The 13,617-nt window shown below is 63.9% G+C and carries 12 protein-coding genes; 7 read left to right on the top strand and 5 right to left on the bottom strand.

Going from position 1 to position 13,617, the window contains the following annotated elements; all coding sequences use genetic code 11:
• Window positions 1-45 precede the first annotated feature (45 nt).
• The 4 genes from ptsP to CH92_RS17095 all read left to right on the top strand — a co-directional run bounded on the left by ptsP (window position 46) and on the right by CH92_RS17095 (window position 8,140).
• Complete coding sequence (ptsP, locus tag CH92_RS17110; protein ID WP_025242989.1) at window positions 46-2,928, top strand: phosphoenolpyruvate--protein phosphotransferase; 2,883 nt, start codon at window positions 46-48, stop codon at window positions 2,926-2,928.
• A complete protein-coding gene (pfkB, locus tag CH92_RS17105; RefSeq protein ID WP_025242988.1) occupies window positions 2,928-3,866 on the top strand; it encodes a 1-phosphofructokinase in 939 nt (312 codons plus the stop codon). Before ptsP ends, pfkB begins: the two co-directional genes overlap by 1 nt.
• Window positions 3,867-3,886: 20 nt before the next feature.
• Window positions 3,887-5,623: a fructose-specific PTS transporter subunit EIIC gene (locus CH92_RS17100; RefSeq protein WP_025242987.1), complete on the top strand. Its 1,737-nt coding sequence runs from the start codon at window positions 3,887-3,889 to the stop codon at window positions 5,621-5,623.
• Window positions 5,624-5,740: 117 nt separating this feature from the next.
• The gene (locus CH92_RS17095) at window positions 5,741-8,140 is read left to right on the top strand and encodes a membrane-bound PQQ-dependent dehydrogenase, glucose/quinate/shikimate family (RefSeq protein ID WP_025242986.1); all 2,400 of its coding nucleotides are present in this window, start codon (window positions 5,741-5,743) and stop codon (window positions 8,138-8,140) included.
• A gap of 3 nt (window positions 8,141-8,143) precedes the next feature.
• Here CH92_RS17095 and CH92_RS22050 read toward each other — a convergent pair whose 3' ends face one another.
• The 3 genes from CH92_RS22050 to CH92_RS17085 form a co-directional block, all read right to left on the bottom strand.
• Window positions 8,144-8,299 (bottom strand): hypothetical protein, encoded by a 156-nt coding sequence (locus tag CH92_RS22050; RefSeq protein ID WP_158491126.1) that lies wholly within the window; start codon window positions 8,297-8,299, stop codon window positions 8,144-8,146.
• A 161-nt stretch (window positions 8,300-8,460) separates the two neighbouring features.
• Window positions 8,461-8,802 (bottom strand): zinc ribbon domain-containing protein YjdM, encoded by a 342-nt coding sequence (locus CH92_RS17090; protein WP_025242985.1) that lies wholly within the window; start codon window positions 8,800-8,802, stop codon window positions 8,461-8,463.
• Between the two features lie 148 nt (window positions 8,803-8,950).
• Window positions 8,951-9,433 (bottom strand): acyl-CoA thioesterase, encoded by a 483-nt coding sequence (locus CH92_RS17085; protein ID WP_025242984.1) that lies wholly within the window; start codon window positions 9,431-9,433, stop codon window positions 8,951-8,953.
• Between the two features lie 349 nt (window positions 9,434-9,782).
• Here CH92_RS17085 and CH92_RS17080 point away from each other — a divergent pair, with 349 nt between their 5' ends.
• On the top strand, window positions 9,783-10,463 hold the full coding sequence (locus tag CH92_RS17080) for a c-type cytochrome (protein WP_025242983.1): 681 nt from the start codon (window positions 9,783-9,785) through the stop codon (window positions 10,461-10,463).
• A gap of 32 nt (window positions 10,464-10,495) precedes the next feature.
• On the opposite strand, the gene CH92_RS17075 is transcribed toward CH92_RS17080, so the two are convergent.
• Window positions 10,496-10,810, bottom strand: a complete 315-nt coding sequence (locus CH92_RS17075; protein WP_025242982.1) for a hypothetical protein — start codon at window positions 10,808-10,810, stop codon at window positions 10,496-10,498.
• A gap of 149 nt (window positions 10,811-10,959) precedes the next feature.
• Between CH92_RS17075 and CH92_RS17070 the strand changes: the two genes are divergently transcribed.
• Both CH92_RS17070 and CH92_RS17065 read left to right on the top strand, forming a co-directional pair.
• Window positions 10,960-12,498, top strand: coding sequence for a catalase (locus tag CH92_RS17070; RefSeq protein WP_025242981.1), 1,539 nt, complete (start codon window positions 10,960-10,962; stop codon window positions 12,496-12,498).
• Window positions 12,499-12,575: 77 nt separating this feature from the next.
• Window positions 12,576-13,127 carry an ankyrin repeat domain-containing protein gene (locus CH92_RS17065; protein WP_025242980.1) on the top strand — a complete coding sequence of 184 codons (552 nt, stop codon included), beginning with the start codon at window positions 12,576-12,578 and terminating at the stop codon, window positions 13,125-13,127.
• Here CH92_RS17065 and cynS read toward each other — a convergent pair whose 3' ends face one another.
• Window positions 13,128-13,577 carry a cyanase gene (gene cynS, locus CH92_RS17060; protein ID WP_025242979.1) on the bottom strand — a complete coding sequence of 150 codons (450 nt, stop codon included), beginning with the start codon at window positions 13,575-13,577 and terminating at the stop codon, window positions 13,128-13,130.
• Window positions 13,578-13,617 lie beyond the last annotated feature (40 nt).

Raw genomic sequence — 13,617 nt, 5'->3', positions numbered from 1 at the left:
CCGTACCGGCTATAAAAACAATCGCGAGCCCGCAAGGAGCCTTCCATGCTTGAGTTGAATGCCCAGCACATCCACATGCATCAGACGGCCGCCGACAAGCCAGCCGCTCTGGCCCTGTTGGGCGAGGTATTGGTGGCCGACGGGTTGGTGGCGCCCGGTTACCTCGATGGGCTGCGCGCGCGGGAAGCCCAGGGCTCGACCTTTCTCGGACAGGGCCTTGCGATCCCGCACGGCACGCCGGATACCCGCGATCAGGTGTTCACCACCGGCGTGCGTTTGTTGCACTTCCCCGAGGGCGTCGACTGGGGTAACGGTCAGCAGGTGTATCTGGCCATCGGTATCGCCGCACGCTCCGATGAGCATTTGCGGCTGCTGCAATTGCTGACCCGAGCGCTGGGCGAGGGCGACCTCAGCGAGGCGCTGCAAAAGGCCGAGTCCCCCGAAGCGATCATCGATCTGCTGCAAGGCGCGCCGCAGGCGCTGGCGCTCGATGGCGAGCTGGTGGGGCTGGGCGTCGCCGCCGATGATTTCGACGAGTTGGCCTGGCAAGGCGTCAAGCTGCTCAAGCGCGCCCAGTGCGTGGAGCCCGGCTTCAATGCCGGATTGGCCCTTGGCCAGGCGCTACCGCTAGGCGATGGCCTGTGGTGGCTGAGCAGCGAGCAGTCGGTGCTGCGGCCCGGGCTGGCGTTCGTCACGCCCGCCTCGGGTCTGGATCACCAGGGACAGCCCCTGAACGGGCTGTTCGTGCTCGCCAGCCTGGGAGAAGCGCACCGGGCGATGCTCGAGCGGCTGTGCAATCTGCTGATCGAAGGTCGTGGCCGGGAGTTGAGTCAGGCGACCTCCAGCCGCGTGGTGCTCGAAGCCCTGGGCGGCGAGGTACCGGCTGACTGGCCCAGTGCGCAGGTCCCGCTGGCTAATCTGCACGGCTTGCATGCACGGCCGGCCAAGCAACTGACCGAAATCGCCCAGGCGTTCGACGGCGACATTCGTGTGCGTCTGGCCGGCAGCGAGAGCGTCGGGGTATCGGTCAAGAGCCTGAGCAAGCTGCTCGCGCTGGGGGCGCAGCGTGGCCAGGTGCTGGAATTCCTGGCCGAGCCGACGATTGCCAGTGATGCGTTGCCGGCGTTGGTTCGCGCGGTCGAGGACGGCCTCGGCGAAGAGGTCGAGCCGCTGCCGGCACCGGGCGAGGCGAGCGGGCTGCAGGCTGTCGCGGCGCTGCCCGATGAGGCGGCTATCGAACAGGCGGCATTGCGCCACGGGGAGCGGGTCAACGGCATCGCCGCGTCACCCGGCATTGCCATCGGACCGGTTCTGGTGCGCAAGCCGAAAGTGATCGATTACCCCAAACGGGGCGAGTCGCCGGTAGTCGAACTGCAACGGCTGGACGTAGCGCTGGATAAGGTTCACGGCGAAATTGGCGTACTGATTGAAGATAGCCAGATCGACAGCGTTCGCGACATCTTCACTACCCACCAGGCCATGTTGCGCGATCCGGCGTTGCGCGAAGAAGTCCAGGCGCGCTTGCAGAAGGGGCTCAGCGCCGAAGCGGCCTGGATGGACGAAATCGAAAGCGCGGCGCAGCAGCAGGAAGCCTTGCACGACAAGTTGCTGGCAGAGCGCGCGGCGGATCTGCGCGACGTCGGCCGCCGTGTGCTGGCCTGCCTGACCGGTGTCGAAGCCGAGCAGGCACCGAGCGAAGCCTACATTCTGGTGATGGACGAGGTGGCACCCTCGGATGTCGCCACGCTCAATGCTCAGCGGGTCGCCGGCATTCTCACTGCTGGCGGTGGCGCTACCTCGCACAGCGCGATCATCGCCCGCGCGCTGGGCATTCCGGCGATCGTTGGAGCGGGTCCGGGCGTGCTGGGGCTGGCGCCGAATACCCTGTTGCTGCTCGACGGCGAACGCGGCGAGCTGCTGGTCTCGCCGACCGACGCGCAGCTCGAGCAGGCGCGCAGCGAACGTGCCACACGTGAGGAGCGCAAACGTCTGGCTAACGAGCGACGCATGGAGCCGGCGACCACCCGTGACGGCCATTCGGTGGAGATCGCTGCCAATATCGGTGCCGCCGGTGAAACGCCCGAGGCGGTGGCGATGGGTGCCGAGGGCATCGGTCTGCTGCGCACCGAGCTGGTGTTCATGAATCATTCCCAAGCGCCGGATCAGGCGACCCAGGAAGCCGAATACCGCCGCGTATTGGAAGCCCTCGAGGGGCGCCCGCTGGTGGTGCGCACGCTGGATGTCGGCGGTGACAAGCCACTGCCCTACTGGCCGATGCCGGCAGAAGAAAACCCCTTCCTCGGTGTGCGCGGCATTCGCCTGAGCCTGCAACGCCCGGACATCCTCGAAACCCAGCTGCGCGCCTTGCTCGCCTCGGCCGATGGCCGCCCGCTGCGGATCATGTTCCCCATGGTCGGCAACATCGACGAATGGCGCTCCGCCAAGGCCATGGTCGACCGTTTGCGGGTGGAGCTGCCGGTGGCCGATCTGCAGGTCGGCATCATGATCGAGATTCCGTCCGCTGCGCTGATCGCACCGGTGCTGGCGCAGGAAGTCGACTTTTTCAGCATCGGCACCAACGACCTGACGCAGTACACCCTGGCGATCGATCGCGGCCATCCAAGCCTGTCCAGCCAGGCGGATGGGTTGCATCCGGCGGTGCTGCGGTTGATCGGCATGACCGTCGAAGCCGCCCACGCGCAGGGCAAATGGGTCGGTGTCTGCGGCGAGCTGGCGGCCGACGCGCTGGCGGTGCCGATGCTGGTGGGGCTGGGCGTCGATGAGCTGAGTGTCTCGGCGCGCAGCATCGCATTGGTCAAGGCGCGGGTGCGCGAGCTGGATTTCGCCGCCTGCCAGCGGCTGGCCCAGCAAGCGCTGATGCTGCCGGGCGCGCATGAGGTGCGCACCTTTGTCGGGGAGCACTGCTAATGGCACGCGTTCTGACCGTCACACTGAACCCGGCGCTGGACCTGACCGTACAGCTGTCGGCGTTGCGCCTGGGCGAGGTCAACCGTAGCGACAGCCTGCAGGTGCATGCCGCCGGCAAGGGGCTCAACGTGGCCCAAGTGCTGGCCGATCTCGGCCATCAGCTGACCGTCACCGGCTTTCTCGGCGAAGGCAATCCACAAGCCTTTGAGCAGCTGTTTGCCGCGCGTGGCTTTGCCGATGAATTCGTCCGCGTGGCAGGAGAGACCCGCAGCAACATCAAGCTGGCCGAAGCCGGCGGGCAGGTCACCGACATCAATGGCCCAGGACTGGCGGTGAGCGAGGCGCAGCGCGACGCATTGCTGCAGCGGCTCAAGCGACTGGCACCGGCCCATGAGCTGGTGGTGGTCGCCGGCAGCCTGCCGCGCGGTGTGGATAGCGAGTGGTTCGTCGAACTGCTGCGCACGCTCCAGCAGCTCGGCGTGCGGGTCGCGCTGGATACCAGCGGCGCGGCCCTGCGTGACGGGCTGGCGATCGCGCCCTGGTTGATCAAACCCAACGAAGAGGAGCTGGCCGAGGCCCGTGGAATTCCGCTCGCCGAATCGCAGGCACTGGCCCGTGAGGCCTGGAGACTGCAGGTCGAAGGGGTTGAGCATGTGGTCGTGTCGCAGGGTGCCGAGGGGGTCAGCTGGTTCTCGCCGGGCGCGGCCTTGCGCGCGCAACCGCCCAAGGTCCGAGTGGTCAGCACGGTCGGCGCCGGCGACTCGCTGCTGGCCGGGATGCTGCATGGTTTGCTGGAAGGCTGGCCGGCCGAACGCACCTTGGCGCACGCCACCGCCATCGCTGCGCAGGCGGTCGGGCAGGTTGGTTTCGGTATCAGCGACCCGGCTGGACTCGCCGAGCTAGAAGCGGCAGTTCGGCTTCAGCCGCTCAGCCAATAATTCGAATAAGAGGTGAAGGAATGAATCTTCTCATCGTCACGGCCTGCCCCAATGGAATGGTCACCAGCGTGCTGACGTCACGCCTGCTCGAGGCGGCCGCCCATCGTCTGGATTGGTCGACTGCCGTGGAAGTCCACGATCCCAAAGCCATCGGTTCGCCGCTGACCCCTGCGCAGATCGCCAGTGCCGATTTGGTCGTTGTGGTGAAGACTGGGCCGCTTTCGTTGCAGCGTTTCATCGGCAAGCGTGTCGCTCAATCGACGCCGTCCGAAGCCCTGCTCGATCCCGAAGCGTTCCTGCGCAGTGCCGCGGACAGCGCCACCGAGTTGCAGCAGGACGACGAAGCGGATGCCGCGCACACCAACGGCAAGCCCAAGCTGGTCGCCATCACCGCCTGCCCGACCGGCGTTGCGCACACCTTCATGGCGGCCGAAGCCTTGCAGCAGGCGGCGGTGCGCAAGGGCTACGACCTGCAGGTGGAAACCCGTGGCTCGGTGGGCGCGCGTAATGTGCTCGAGCTAAAGGCCATCGAAGAGGCGGACGTGGTGTTGCTGGCTGCGGACATCGAAGTGGACGTCGCGCGGTTTGCCGGCAAGCGGGTGTTCCGCTGCGGCACTGGAGTGGCGCTGAAGCAGCCCGAGGCGACTCTCGACCGTGCGCTGGAAGAAGCGACGGTGCTCAGTGGCAGCGCGGCAGCCAGTAGCGGCGGCGAGCAGAAGGGCGAGAAGACCGGCGTCTACAAGCATCTGCTGACCGGCGTGTCTTACATGCTGCCAATGGTGGTCGCAGGCGGCCTGCTGATCGCACTGTCATTCGTCTTCGGCATCGAGGCGTTCAAGGAAGAGGGCACCCTGGCCGCCGCCTTGATGCAGATCGGTGGCGAGACGGCCTTCAAGCTGATGGTGCCGCTGCTGGCCGGTTACATCGCCTATTCCATCGCCGACCGGCCGGGCCTGGCGCCGGGCATGATCGGCGGGCTGCTGGCCGGCACCCTCGGCGCGGGCTTCATCGGCGGGATCATCGCCGGCTTCGTCGCCGGTTACGCGGCCAAGGCGGTCAATCGCTGGATTCCGTTGCCGGCCAGTGTCGAGTCGCTCAAGCCGATTCTGATCATCCCGCTGCTGGCCAGCCTGTTCACTGGCCTGGTGATGATTTACATCGTTGGCACGCCGGTGGCGAAGATGCTCGCCGGGCTCACCGAATTCCTCGACACCATGGGTACCTCCAACGCCATCCTGCTCGGGCTGCTGCTCGGCAGCATGATGTGCGTCGACCTCGGCGGGCCGGTGAACAAGGCCGCCTATGCCTTCTCGGTTGGTCTGCTGGCCTCGCAAAGCTATGCACCGATGGCTGCCACCATGGCCGCGGGCATGGTGCCGCCGATCGGCATGGGCATCGCCACGCTGATCGCTCGGCGCAAGTTCGCCCAGACCGAGCGCGAAGCCGGCAAGGCAGCGCTGGTGCTGGGTTGCTGCTTCATTTCCGAAGGCGCGATTCCCTTCGCCGCAAAAGACCCGTTGCGGGTGATCCCGGCCAGCATTGCCGGCGGCGCGCTGACCGGTGCGCTGTCGATGGCCTTCGGCGCGAAACTGCTGGCGCCCCATGGCGGCCTGTTCGTGCTGCTGATTCCCAATGCGATCAATCACGCACTGTTGTATCTGCTGGCGATTCTGGCGGGCAGTCTGGTCACCGCGGTGATCTATGCGGTGATCAAAAGGCCCGAGGTACAGCCGCTGGCTGTCGGTGCGGTGGCTTGAGCGGGGGCGCAATAAGGTGAACTAAGGCCTCGCTGCCGTATCCACTAATAGCTGGCTGGCGCGTTGTTTCAGAACGTTTCGCCAGCTGTTGGTGAATGAATCGGCAGGAGAGTCTGGATGAGTATCGAATATGGGCCCCGTCCCTTGCGCATCACATTAACCGCAGTTTTCGTGCTGGTGCTGGGTGCGCTGATGACCGTTGGCGGTGGATATCTCGCGATATTGGGTGGGTCCTGGTACTACCTGATCGCGGGCATCGGTCTGCTGGTGGTCGCCGCGCTGCTGTTCGTCCGCCATCGTGCGGCGATCTGGCTGTATGCGCTGCTGCTGTTGGCGACACTGGTCTGGACGGTCTACGAGGTCCGTTTTGACTGGTGGCAGCTCGCGCCGCGGATCGATCTCTGGTGCCTTCTCGGGCTGTGGCTGATCCTGCCTTTCGTCAATCGCTATGTGGATGATCGCCTGGTCTGGCGCGACGGTGCCAGCGGTTTGCTCGGTCTGGGTTTGGTGGCCGGCGCGCTGATGGCCGGCTATTCGCTGACGCAGGACTATCACTCGATCACCGGCGAATTCAGCGATGCACAAATGCAGGGTCTCGACCCGCAAGGGCAGGCTGATCGCGCCGATAGCGAGTGGCCGTCGTACGGTGGGTCCAAACAGGGTGACCGGTACTCGACGGCGGATCTGATCACGCCTGAGAACGTCGGCAAGCTGGAAAAGGCCTGGGAATTCCATACCGGCGACCTACCGGGACCGAACGATCCGGGCGAGTTCACCTACGAGGTCACGCCGCTCAAGGTGGGTGACAGCCTCTTCGTCTGCACGCCCCACAGCATTGCCATTGCCCTGGATGCCGACACTGGCGAGGAGCGCTGGCGCTTCGATCCGAACATCAACCGCGATGCCAAGTATTACCAGCACATGACCTGCCGCGGCCTCGCGTTTCACGATGCCACGGCCTATGGCGCGAGCGTGCCTGCGCAGCCGGATCAGCCTGCAGCGCGCTGCGAGCGCCGGTTGTTTCTGCCCACCAATGACAGCACGCTGATCGCGCTCGATGTCGAGGACGGCAAGCCGTGCGAAGACTTCGGCGATGACGGTGTGGTGGATCTCAAAGCCGGTCTCGGTGAAGGTGCGCTGGGCGTCTACCTGCCGACATCACCGCCGGTGGTGACCGAGAAGCTGGTCATCGTGGGCGGCTCCGTCACCGATAACGGTGCGGTGGATTCTCCCGGCGGCGTCATTCGCGCCTACGACGTACGCAACGGTCGGCTGGTGTGGAATTTCGATCCAGGCAATCCGGACGCCACCGAACCCCTCGCACCGGGCGAGACCTACGTGCGCAGTACCCCTAACTCCTGGACCGTCGCTACCGCCGATGAATCGCTGGGCCTGGTCTACATCCCGACCGGCAACCAGACCCCGGACCAGTGGGCGGAGCCGCGCACGGCCGAGGCGGAGCGCTTCACCGATACGCTGGTGGCGCTGGATCTGGCGACCGGTGAGGTGCGCTGGGAATTCCAGACCGTGCATCACGACCTTTGGGATCGCGATCTGCCTTCGCAGCCAACCCTGGTCGACATTGAAGGGCCGCAGGGCAAGGTGCCGGCGATCATCCAGCCGACCAAACGTGGTGACCTTTACGTGCTCGACCGCCGCACCGGGGAGCCTATCGTGCCAGTCGAGGAGTTTTCCGTGCCGCAGGGCACCGATTACGGTGACGTTACCGCCCCGACTCAGCCGGCGTCGGCACTCAGCTATGCGCCTGACGAACCGCTGCGTGAGCGCGACATGTGGGGCGGCACGCCACTGGATCAGATGATGTGCCGCATCCAGTTCCGCAAGCTGCGTTATGACGGTGACTTCACGCCGCCGTCGCAGAAAGGCTCGCTGATCTACCCGGGCAACGTCGGCACCTTCAACTGGCCATCGGTCGCGGTCGACCCCAGCCGGCAGCTGCTGTTCGGCGCGCCGAATTACCTGGCGTTCGTTTCGACCATGGTCAAGCGCAGTGATGTCGACCCGGACGAGCGCTCCGGTGGGGGCGAAACCGGTCTCCAGCCCAACCTGGGCGCGCCGTACATGGTCAGACTGGAGCCGCTGCTTTCAGTGCTGGGCCTGCCATGCCAGACCCCGCCGTGGGGCTACGTCACGGCCGTTGACCTGCGCACCATGAAAAAGGTCTGGATGCACAAGAACGGCACCAGCCGCGACAGCGCACCGCTGGGCGTTCCGTTGCCCGTCGGTACGCCTGCGTTGGGCGGCCCGATCGTAACTGCCGGCGGTGTCGCCTTCATGAGCGGCACTCTGGACTACTACCTGCGCGCCTACGACCTGCAGAACGGCAAGGAGCTGTGGAAAGGGCGTTTGCCCGCCGGTGGTCAGGCGACACCGATGACTTACGTGTCGGAAAAGACCGGCAAGCAGTACGTGGTGCAAATGGCCGGTGGACATGGCTCGTTCGGCACCAAGATTGGCGATTCGGTGATCGCCTGGACGCTCGATGAAGAGCAGTAGCGCTCATCGCCGCGTCCTTGGATCACTGGCGGCGTCCAGTCCGGCGAAGTAGTGGCTGACCGGACGGTGAACAGGGCCGCTGCGATGCCCGCTGCTGGTGGTGGATTGGAACACCACCAGCGGCTTCGGCAATTCCCAATGGATGCTTTCGCCGGTCACCGATGAATGCCTCGGCTACATTGCGCGGCTTGAGCTGCGCGGGGTACCGGCGGACCAGTCGATCTCAACGCGCTTACTTGAAGGGCCTGCCTGCGACGCTTGGCCCGTAGCCCGTATGGCTGAATCTGTCGCAGGGATGCGGGGTTGATCCGTGTGTCCGTTCAGACCTTGCGTACGAATTCGGATTTCAGCTTCATCGCGCCGATGCCGTCGATCTTGCAGTCGATGTCATGGTCGCCGTCGACCAGGCGAATGTTCTTCACCTTGGTGCCGACTTTGACCACCAGCGACGAGCCTTTGACCTTGAGGTCCTTGATCACGGTGACGGTATCGCCGTCCTGCAGGGCGTTACCCACCGAATCCTTGATCACCTTTTCGTCTTCGCCGGTCGATTCCGCCGCGTTGGCCGACCACTCGTGCGCACACTCCGGGCAGACCAGCATCTGGCCGTCTTCGTAGGTGTATTCGGAGTTGCATTGGGGGCAGGCTGGCAGAGCGCTCATGGCGAAACCTCGATTGGCGTATGCGAAAAGCCGCGCATTGTATAGGGTTTTGTCCCTGTTGCGGTCTGGCTTTCCATGCCGCCGCCGGGTGCCGCGCGCCGTCGTTGCGTCCCGCAAAAGCGCTCACGGGACGTTGCGTTTGCTTGACTCAGTAATCGTCCTTGATCGCCCGGTAGCGCTCTTCCAGCTCGCGGCGGATTTGCCGGCGGTGCTGGGCCTGGGCGAAGCGGCGTTTCTGATCGGGGGTCTGCGGGTGCAGGGCGGGCACGGGGGCGGGGCGACCATCTTCTCCGACCGCCACCATGGTGAAAAAGCAGCTGTTGGTGTGGCGAACGGTTTTCTGCCGAATGTCTTCGGTGACGACCTTGATGCCGATTTCCATCGAGGTGGTCCCGACATAGTTCACCGAGGCGAGAAAGGTCACCAGCTCGCCGACATGCACGGGCTGGCGGAAATTGACCTGGTCCACCGACAGCGTGACCACGTATTGCCCGGCGTAGCGGCTGGCGCAGGCATAGGCGACTTCGTCGAGGTATTTCAGCAGCGTGCCGCCATGGACGTTACCGGAAAAGTTGGCCTTGTCCGGTGTCATCAGTACGGTCATGGTCAGTTCGGCATGTCCATCTAGCATGGTGCGCGGCTCGTGCTGGCAAAAAGGGTCGCTACTTTAGTCGAATACGAGGCGGCTGTGTGCGCCCAACGAGGCCTGCCTTCCGTTTATTTATCAAGGGTCAATGTGGCATTAGCGCGCATCTTACGAGAAGCATAGCTTAGGCGCTTGGATGGTTCTGCCCGGGGTTGCGCTGGCGCGAGCAGCACCGTACTGAACCAGCACGGCCACGGTGCGAACCGATGCACGCCCTGCGCAACCCCCGCCGAGGGGGTGAGGCTTTATTGACTTGCGCCAGTATCCCAAGCGTATTTCTCCCTATAGTCCGGGGCTGCCTTCAGGCTCACATCAATCCGTACCGGACTCGCTCATGCGCCTCTCGACCCTATTACTGCTCAGTTGCCTCGCTCCTGTCGCCCATGCCAGTGAGGAGGCGATCGAACGCTTTCATTACTTGATGGGCGATGCCGAGCGGCGCCAGCAAGCCTACGCGGCCGGCCAGGAGCGTGCGCTGTTCTGCGGTTATTGCCACGGGGAGAACGGCAATAGCAAGCGGTCCCACATTCCCAACCTGGCGTCGCAGAACCCGATCTATCTGTTCCAGTCGTTCGAAAAGTTCGCCAAGGGCGAGCGCATCGACTTCGTGATGTCGAAGCTGGCCAAGAGCCTGACGCTGGATGACCGCGTCAACATCGCTGTTTATTTCAGCCAACAGGCAGTTGCGGCCCCGGCAGCCGCGAAGGACCCGGCCTTGAGCCTGCAGGGCCAGGCGCTGTTTCAGCGTACGTGTGTCGGTTGTCACGGCGATCATGCCCAGGGCATGGAAACGATGCCGCGTCTGGCGGGGCAGCCTGCTGATTACATACGCAAGGCGCTGACCCGGTTTCGCAACAACGACCCAAGCCGAGCCGGATCGGTGATGGTCGGTATGGCCAGCAAGCTGTCCGAAGCTGATATCGAAGCCCTGGCTACATTCCTGAGCCAGCTTACCTTGACTGCCCAACAGGAAAAGCGCGCCAGTGCCGAGCTGCTTGGCGCAACGGTTCGCTAGTCAGCAATGATCGGCGCGAGTCGACCCGGAGGTCAGGCTTCGGGCCCGCTCAAAGCTCTGCTGGAGGTCGCCATACGCCGCCCGGCATGGAGCAGGTAGCCCGCTGCGCTGACCAGAATGCCGACGATAGGCGCCAGCCATGGCGAGATGTAGGCGCGCATTTCGTACATGCCGCCCAGTGCCGGCAGGGTGCCGATGAAGGCGCCGACCCGCGTGTCCAGCCGGCGCGACGCTTGGTGTACAGCGAGTTGCTGCCAGCCGCGGTGAAGCGTCACGGGTGGATAGCGGTGCGTCCTGCCCCGGTTGAGGTCAACGGTACGGAACTGCTCCGGAATCGAACGTACCACGCCTGTACGCGTGATCTCCCGGCTCTATATCGGCAACCAGAATTTGCCTATCACGCCGCTTCGCTTATTCAATTGGGGAGTAAGCGCTTGTCCTTCTAGCCTTGCTCGGCGTTCCGCGACGCAACCTAAAACTAGAAAAGGACGTGACGATGTACCGAAACCTGCTTGGCTTTTCGCCATCGCGACTGATGCTCGGTGTAATTGCCGCCAGCGTGCTGTCGCTTTCTGCCCATGCGGCTCCTCTTACCCGCGACAACGGTGCGCCCGTCGGCAACAACCAGAACTCGCAAACTGCCGGCCCCAACGGCTCGACCCTGCTGCAGGATGTGCAACTGCTGCAAAAGCTCCAGCGCTTCGGTCGCGAGCGCGTGCCCGAGCGCGTCGTGCATGCGCGCGGCACCGGCGCCCATGGCGAATTCACCGCGACCGACGACATCTCCGATCTGTCACTGGCGAAGGTTTTCGAAAAGGGCAGCACGACGCCGGTCTTCGTGCGGTTCTCTGCCGTCGTGCATGGCCTGCACTCACCGGAAACCCTACGTGACCCGCGTGGTTTCGCCACCAAGTTCTACACGGCCGATGGCAACTGGGACCTGGTCGGCAACAACTTCCCGACCTTCTTCATCCGCGACGCGATCAAGTTCCCGGACATGGTCCACGCGTTCAAGCCCGATCCACGTACCAATCTGGATGACGACACACGTCGCTTCGACTTCCTCTCGCATCATCCGGAGTCCACTCGTACCCTGACCCTGCTGTACTCGAACCAGGGCACGCCAGCCAGCCTGCGGATGATGGACGGCAACGGCGTACACGCCTACAAGCTGATCAACGATCAGGGCGACGTGCACTACGTGAAGTTCCACTGGAAGAGTCTCCAGGGCCTGAAGAACCTCGATCCCAAGGAAACCGAGGAGATGCAGGGCAAGGATTACAGCCACCTGACTTCCGACCTGATTGCCGCCATCGACCGGGGCGACTATCCGAAGTGGGACCTCTACATTCAGGTGCTCAAGCCTCAAGACCTGGCCAAGTTCGACTTCGATCCGCTGGATGCCACCAAGATCTGGCCTGACGTGCCGGAGCGCAAGATTGGCCAGATGGTCCTGAACAAGAACCCGGACAATGTGTTCCAGGAGACCGAGCAGGTCGCCATGGCGCCGGCCAACCTGGTGCCTGGTATCGAGCCGTCGGAGGATCGTCTGCTGCAAGGCCGTCTGTTCTCCTATGCCGATACTCAGATGTACCGCGTCGGCGCCAATGGCATGAGCCTGCCGATCAACCGTCCCAAAGTCCCGGTCAACAACGGCAACCAGGATGGCCAGCTGAACAGCGGACACACCACCACTAGCGTGAACTACCAGCCGAGCCGTCGCGAGAACCGCGAGGAGACTCCGCGGGCGGTCTACAGCAAGACGGCGCTGAGCGGCACCACGCAGCAGGCGCCGATCTACCGTGAGCAGAACTTCAAGCAGACCGGCGAGCTGTATCGCTCGTTCAGCAAGAAGGAGCAGCAGGACCTGATCAATACGCTGGGCGGTGAGCTGGCTAAGACAGATCAAGAAGCGCGCTACCACCTGCTGTCGTACTTCTACAAGGCGGATGCCGAGTACGGCGAAGGGCTGACCAAGGTCGCGAAGTCCGACCTCCAGCGGGTCAAGGCGCTGGCCGCCAACCTGCAGGACTGATGCAGCAACAGGCCGTCGCCACGCACGACGGCCACTGACCCGAGCCCGGCTCGGGTCACCTATTTCAGGAGCAGAGCATGAAGTGCCTTTATCTAGTGGCTGCCTTGCTGCTCGGCAGTGGGCAGGCATTCGCCGCGTCGGAACTGAACGCGGTACCGAATGACGCCAAGCAGGTCCAGACCCAGTTACGCGACTACTTCTTCAACGCTGCACGCTTTGGCGATAACGAAGTGCTCGACGAATTCATCCAGGCCGGATACGACCTGAACACCGCCGACGAGAAGGGCTACACCGCCTTGATCCTGGCGGCCTACAACGGCCACCCGGATACGGTGGAGCGGCTTATCACCGCCGGTGCCGATGCCTGCGCTGAGGACAAGCGCGGCAATACTGCCCTGATGGGCGCGATCTTCAAAGGCGAGCTGCGCATCGCCAAGCGCTTGCTGGCCACCGAATGCGACCCCGACCAGCGCAACAAGGCCGGCCAGACCCCAGCGATGTACGCCGCGCTGTTCCAACGCGATGCTCTGCTCGAAGCGCTACGCGAGCGCGGAGCCGATCTCGAGGCAACCGATCCGCTGGGTAACAAGGTCGAGAGCCTGGCGCGTGGCGAAATCCGTACCCGCTGATCAATAACTCTTGTACGGCAGGAACTTGCCCGACAGCACAACGTTTACGCGATCTCCCTTGGGGTCTGCCTGACGCTCGATGCCCATGGAAAAGTCGATGGCGCTCATGATGCCGTCACCGAACTCCTCGTGGATCAGCTCCTTGATCGTGCTGCCGTAGACGTTGACGAGTTCGTACCAGCGATATATCAGCGGATCGGTGGGCACTGTGGTCGGCAGTGACCCTTTATAGGGCACGATCTGCAACCAGGCGATGGCCTCGTCCGACAGTTCGAACAGCGAGCCAATGGTCTCCGCCTGGGTCTTGTCGAAGGCCATCTGGCCGAGGCAACCTGCAGTGGTCCATTCCTTGGACATGCCTATGGTTTCAGCGACCTGCGTCCATTTCAGGTTCTTGCGCACCTTGGCGGAGACGATCATCTGGGTTACTTGGCTGCGGCAGGAAATCATCGCGGGTCCTCTCAACGTTGGCGGAGCCGGCCGCAGGCTG

Origin of the sequence: Stutzerimonas stutzeri (assembly GCF_000590475.1) — a bacterium.
GTDB classification, from domain to species: domain Bacteria; phylum Pseudomonadota; class Gammaproteobacteria; order Pseudomonadales; family Pseudomonadaceae; genus Stutzerimonas; species Stutzerimonas stutzeri_D.
This window is presented reverse-complemented; position numbering and strand designations above follow the sequence as displayed.

What these genes read in the sequence shown, in the direction of transcription:
- ptsP (WP_025242989.1), top strand. Translation starts at nt 46, where the DNA reads ATGCTTGAGTTGAATGCCCAGCACATCCACATGCATCAGACGGCCGCC.
- pfkB (WP_025242988.1), top strand. Translation starts at nt 2,928, where the DNA reads ATGGCACGCGTTCTGACCGTCACACTGAACCCGGCGCTGGACCTGACC.
- CH92_RS17100 (WP_025242987.1), top strand. Translation starts at nt 3,887, where the DNA reads ATGAATCTTCTCATCGTCACGGCCTGCCCCAATGGAATGGTCACCAGC.
- CH92_RS17095 (WP_025242986.1), top strand. Translation starts at nt 5,741, where the DNA reads ATGAGTATCGAATATGGGCCCCGTCCCTTGCGCATCACATTAACCGCA.
- CH92_RS17090 (WP_025242985.1), bottom strand. Translation starts at nt 8,802, where the DNA reads ATGAGCGCTCTGCCAGCCTGCCCCCAATGCAACTCCGAATACACCTAC.
- CH92_RS17085 (WP_025242984.1), bottom strand. Translation starts at nt 9,433, where the DNA reads ATGCTAGATGGACATGCCGAACTGACCATGACCGTACTGATGACACCG.
- CH92_RS17080 (WP_025242983.1), top strand. Translation starts at nt 9,783, where the DNA reads ATGCGCCTCTCGACCCTATTACTGCTCAGTTGCCTCGCTCCTGTCGCC.
- CH92_RS17070 (WP_025242981.1), top strand. Translation starts at nt 10,960, where the DNA reads ATGTACCGAAACCTGCTTGGCTTTTCGCCATCGCGACTGATGCTCGGT.
- CH92_RS17065 (WP_025242980.1), top strand. Translation starts at nt 12,576, where the DNA reads ATGAAGTGCCTTTATCTAGTGGCTGCCTTGCTGCTCGGCAGTGGGCAG.
- cynS (WP_025242979.1), bottom strand. Translation starts at nt 13,577, where the DNA reads ATGATTTCCTGCCGCAGCCAAGTAACCCAGATGATCGTCTCCGCCAAG.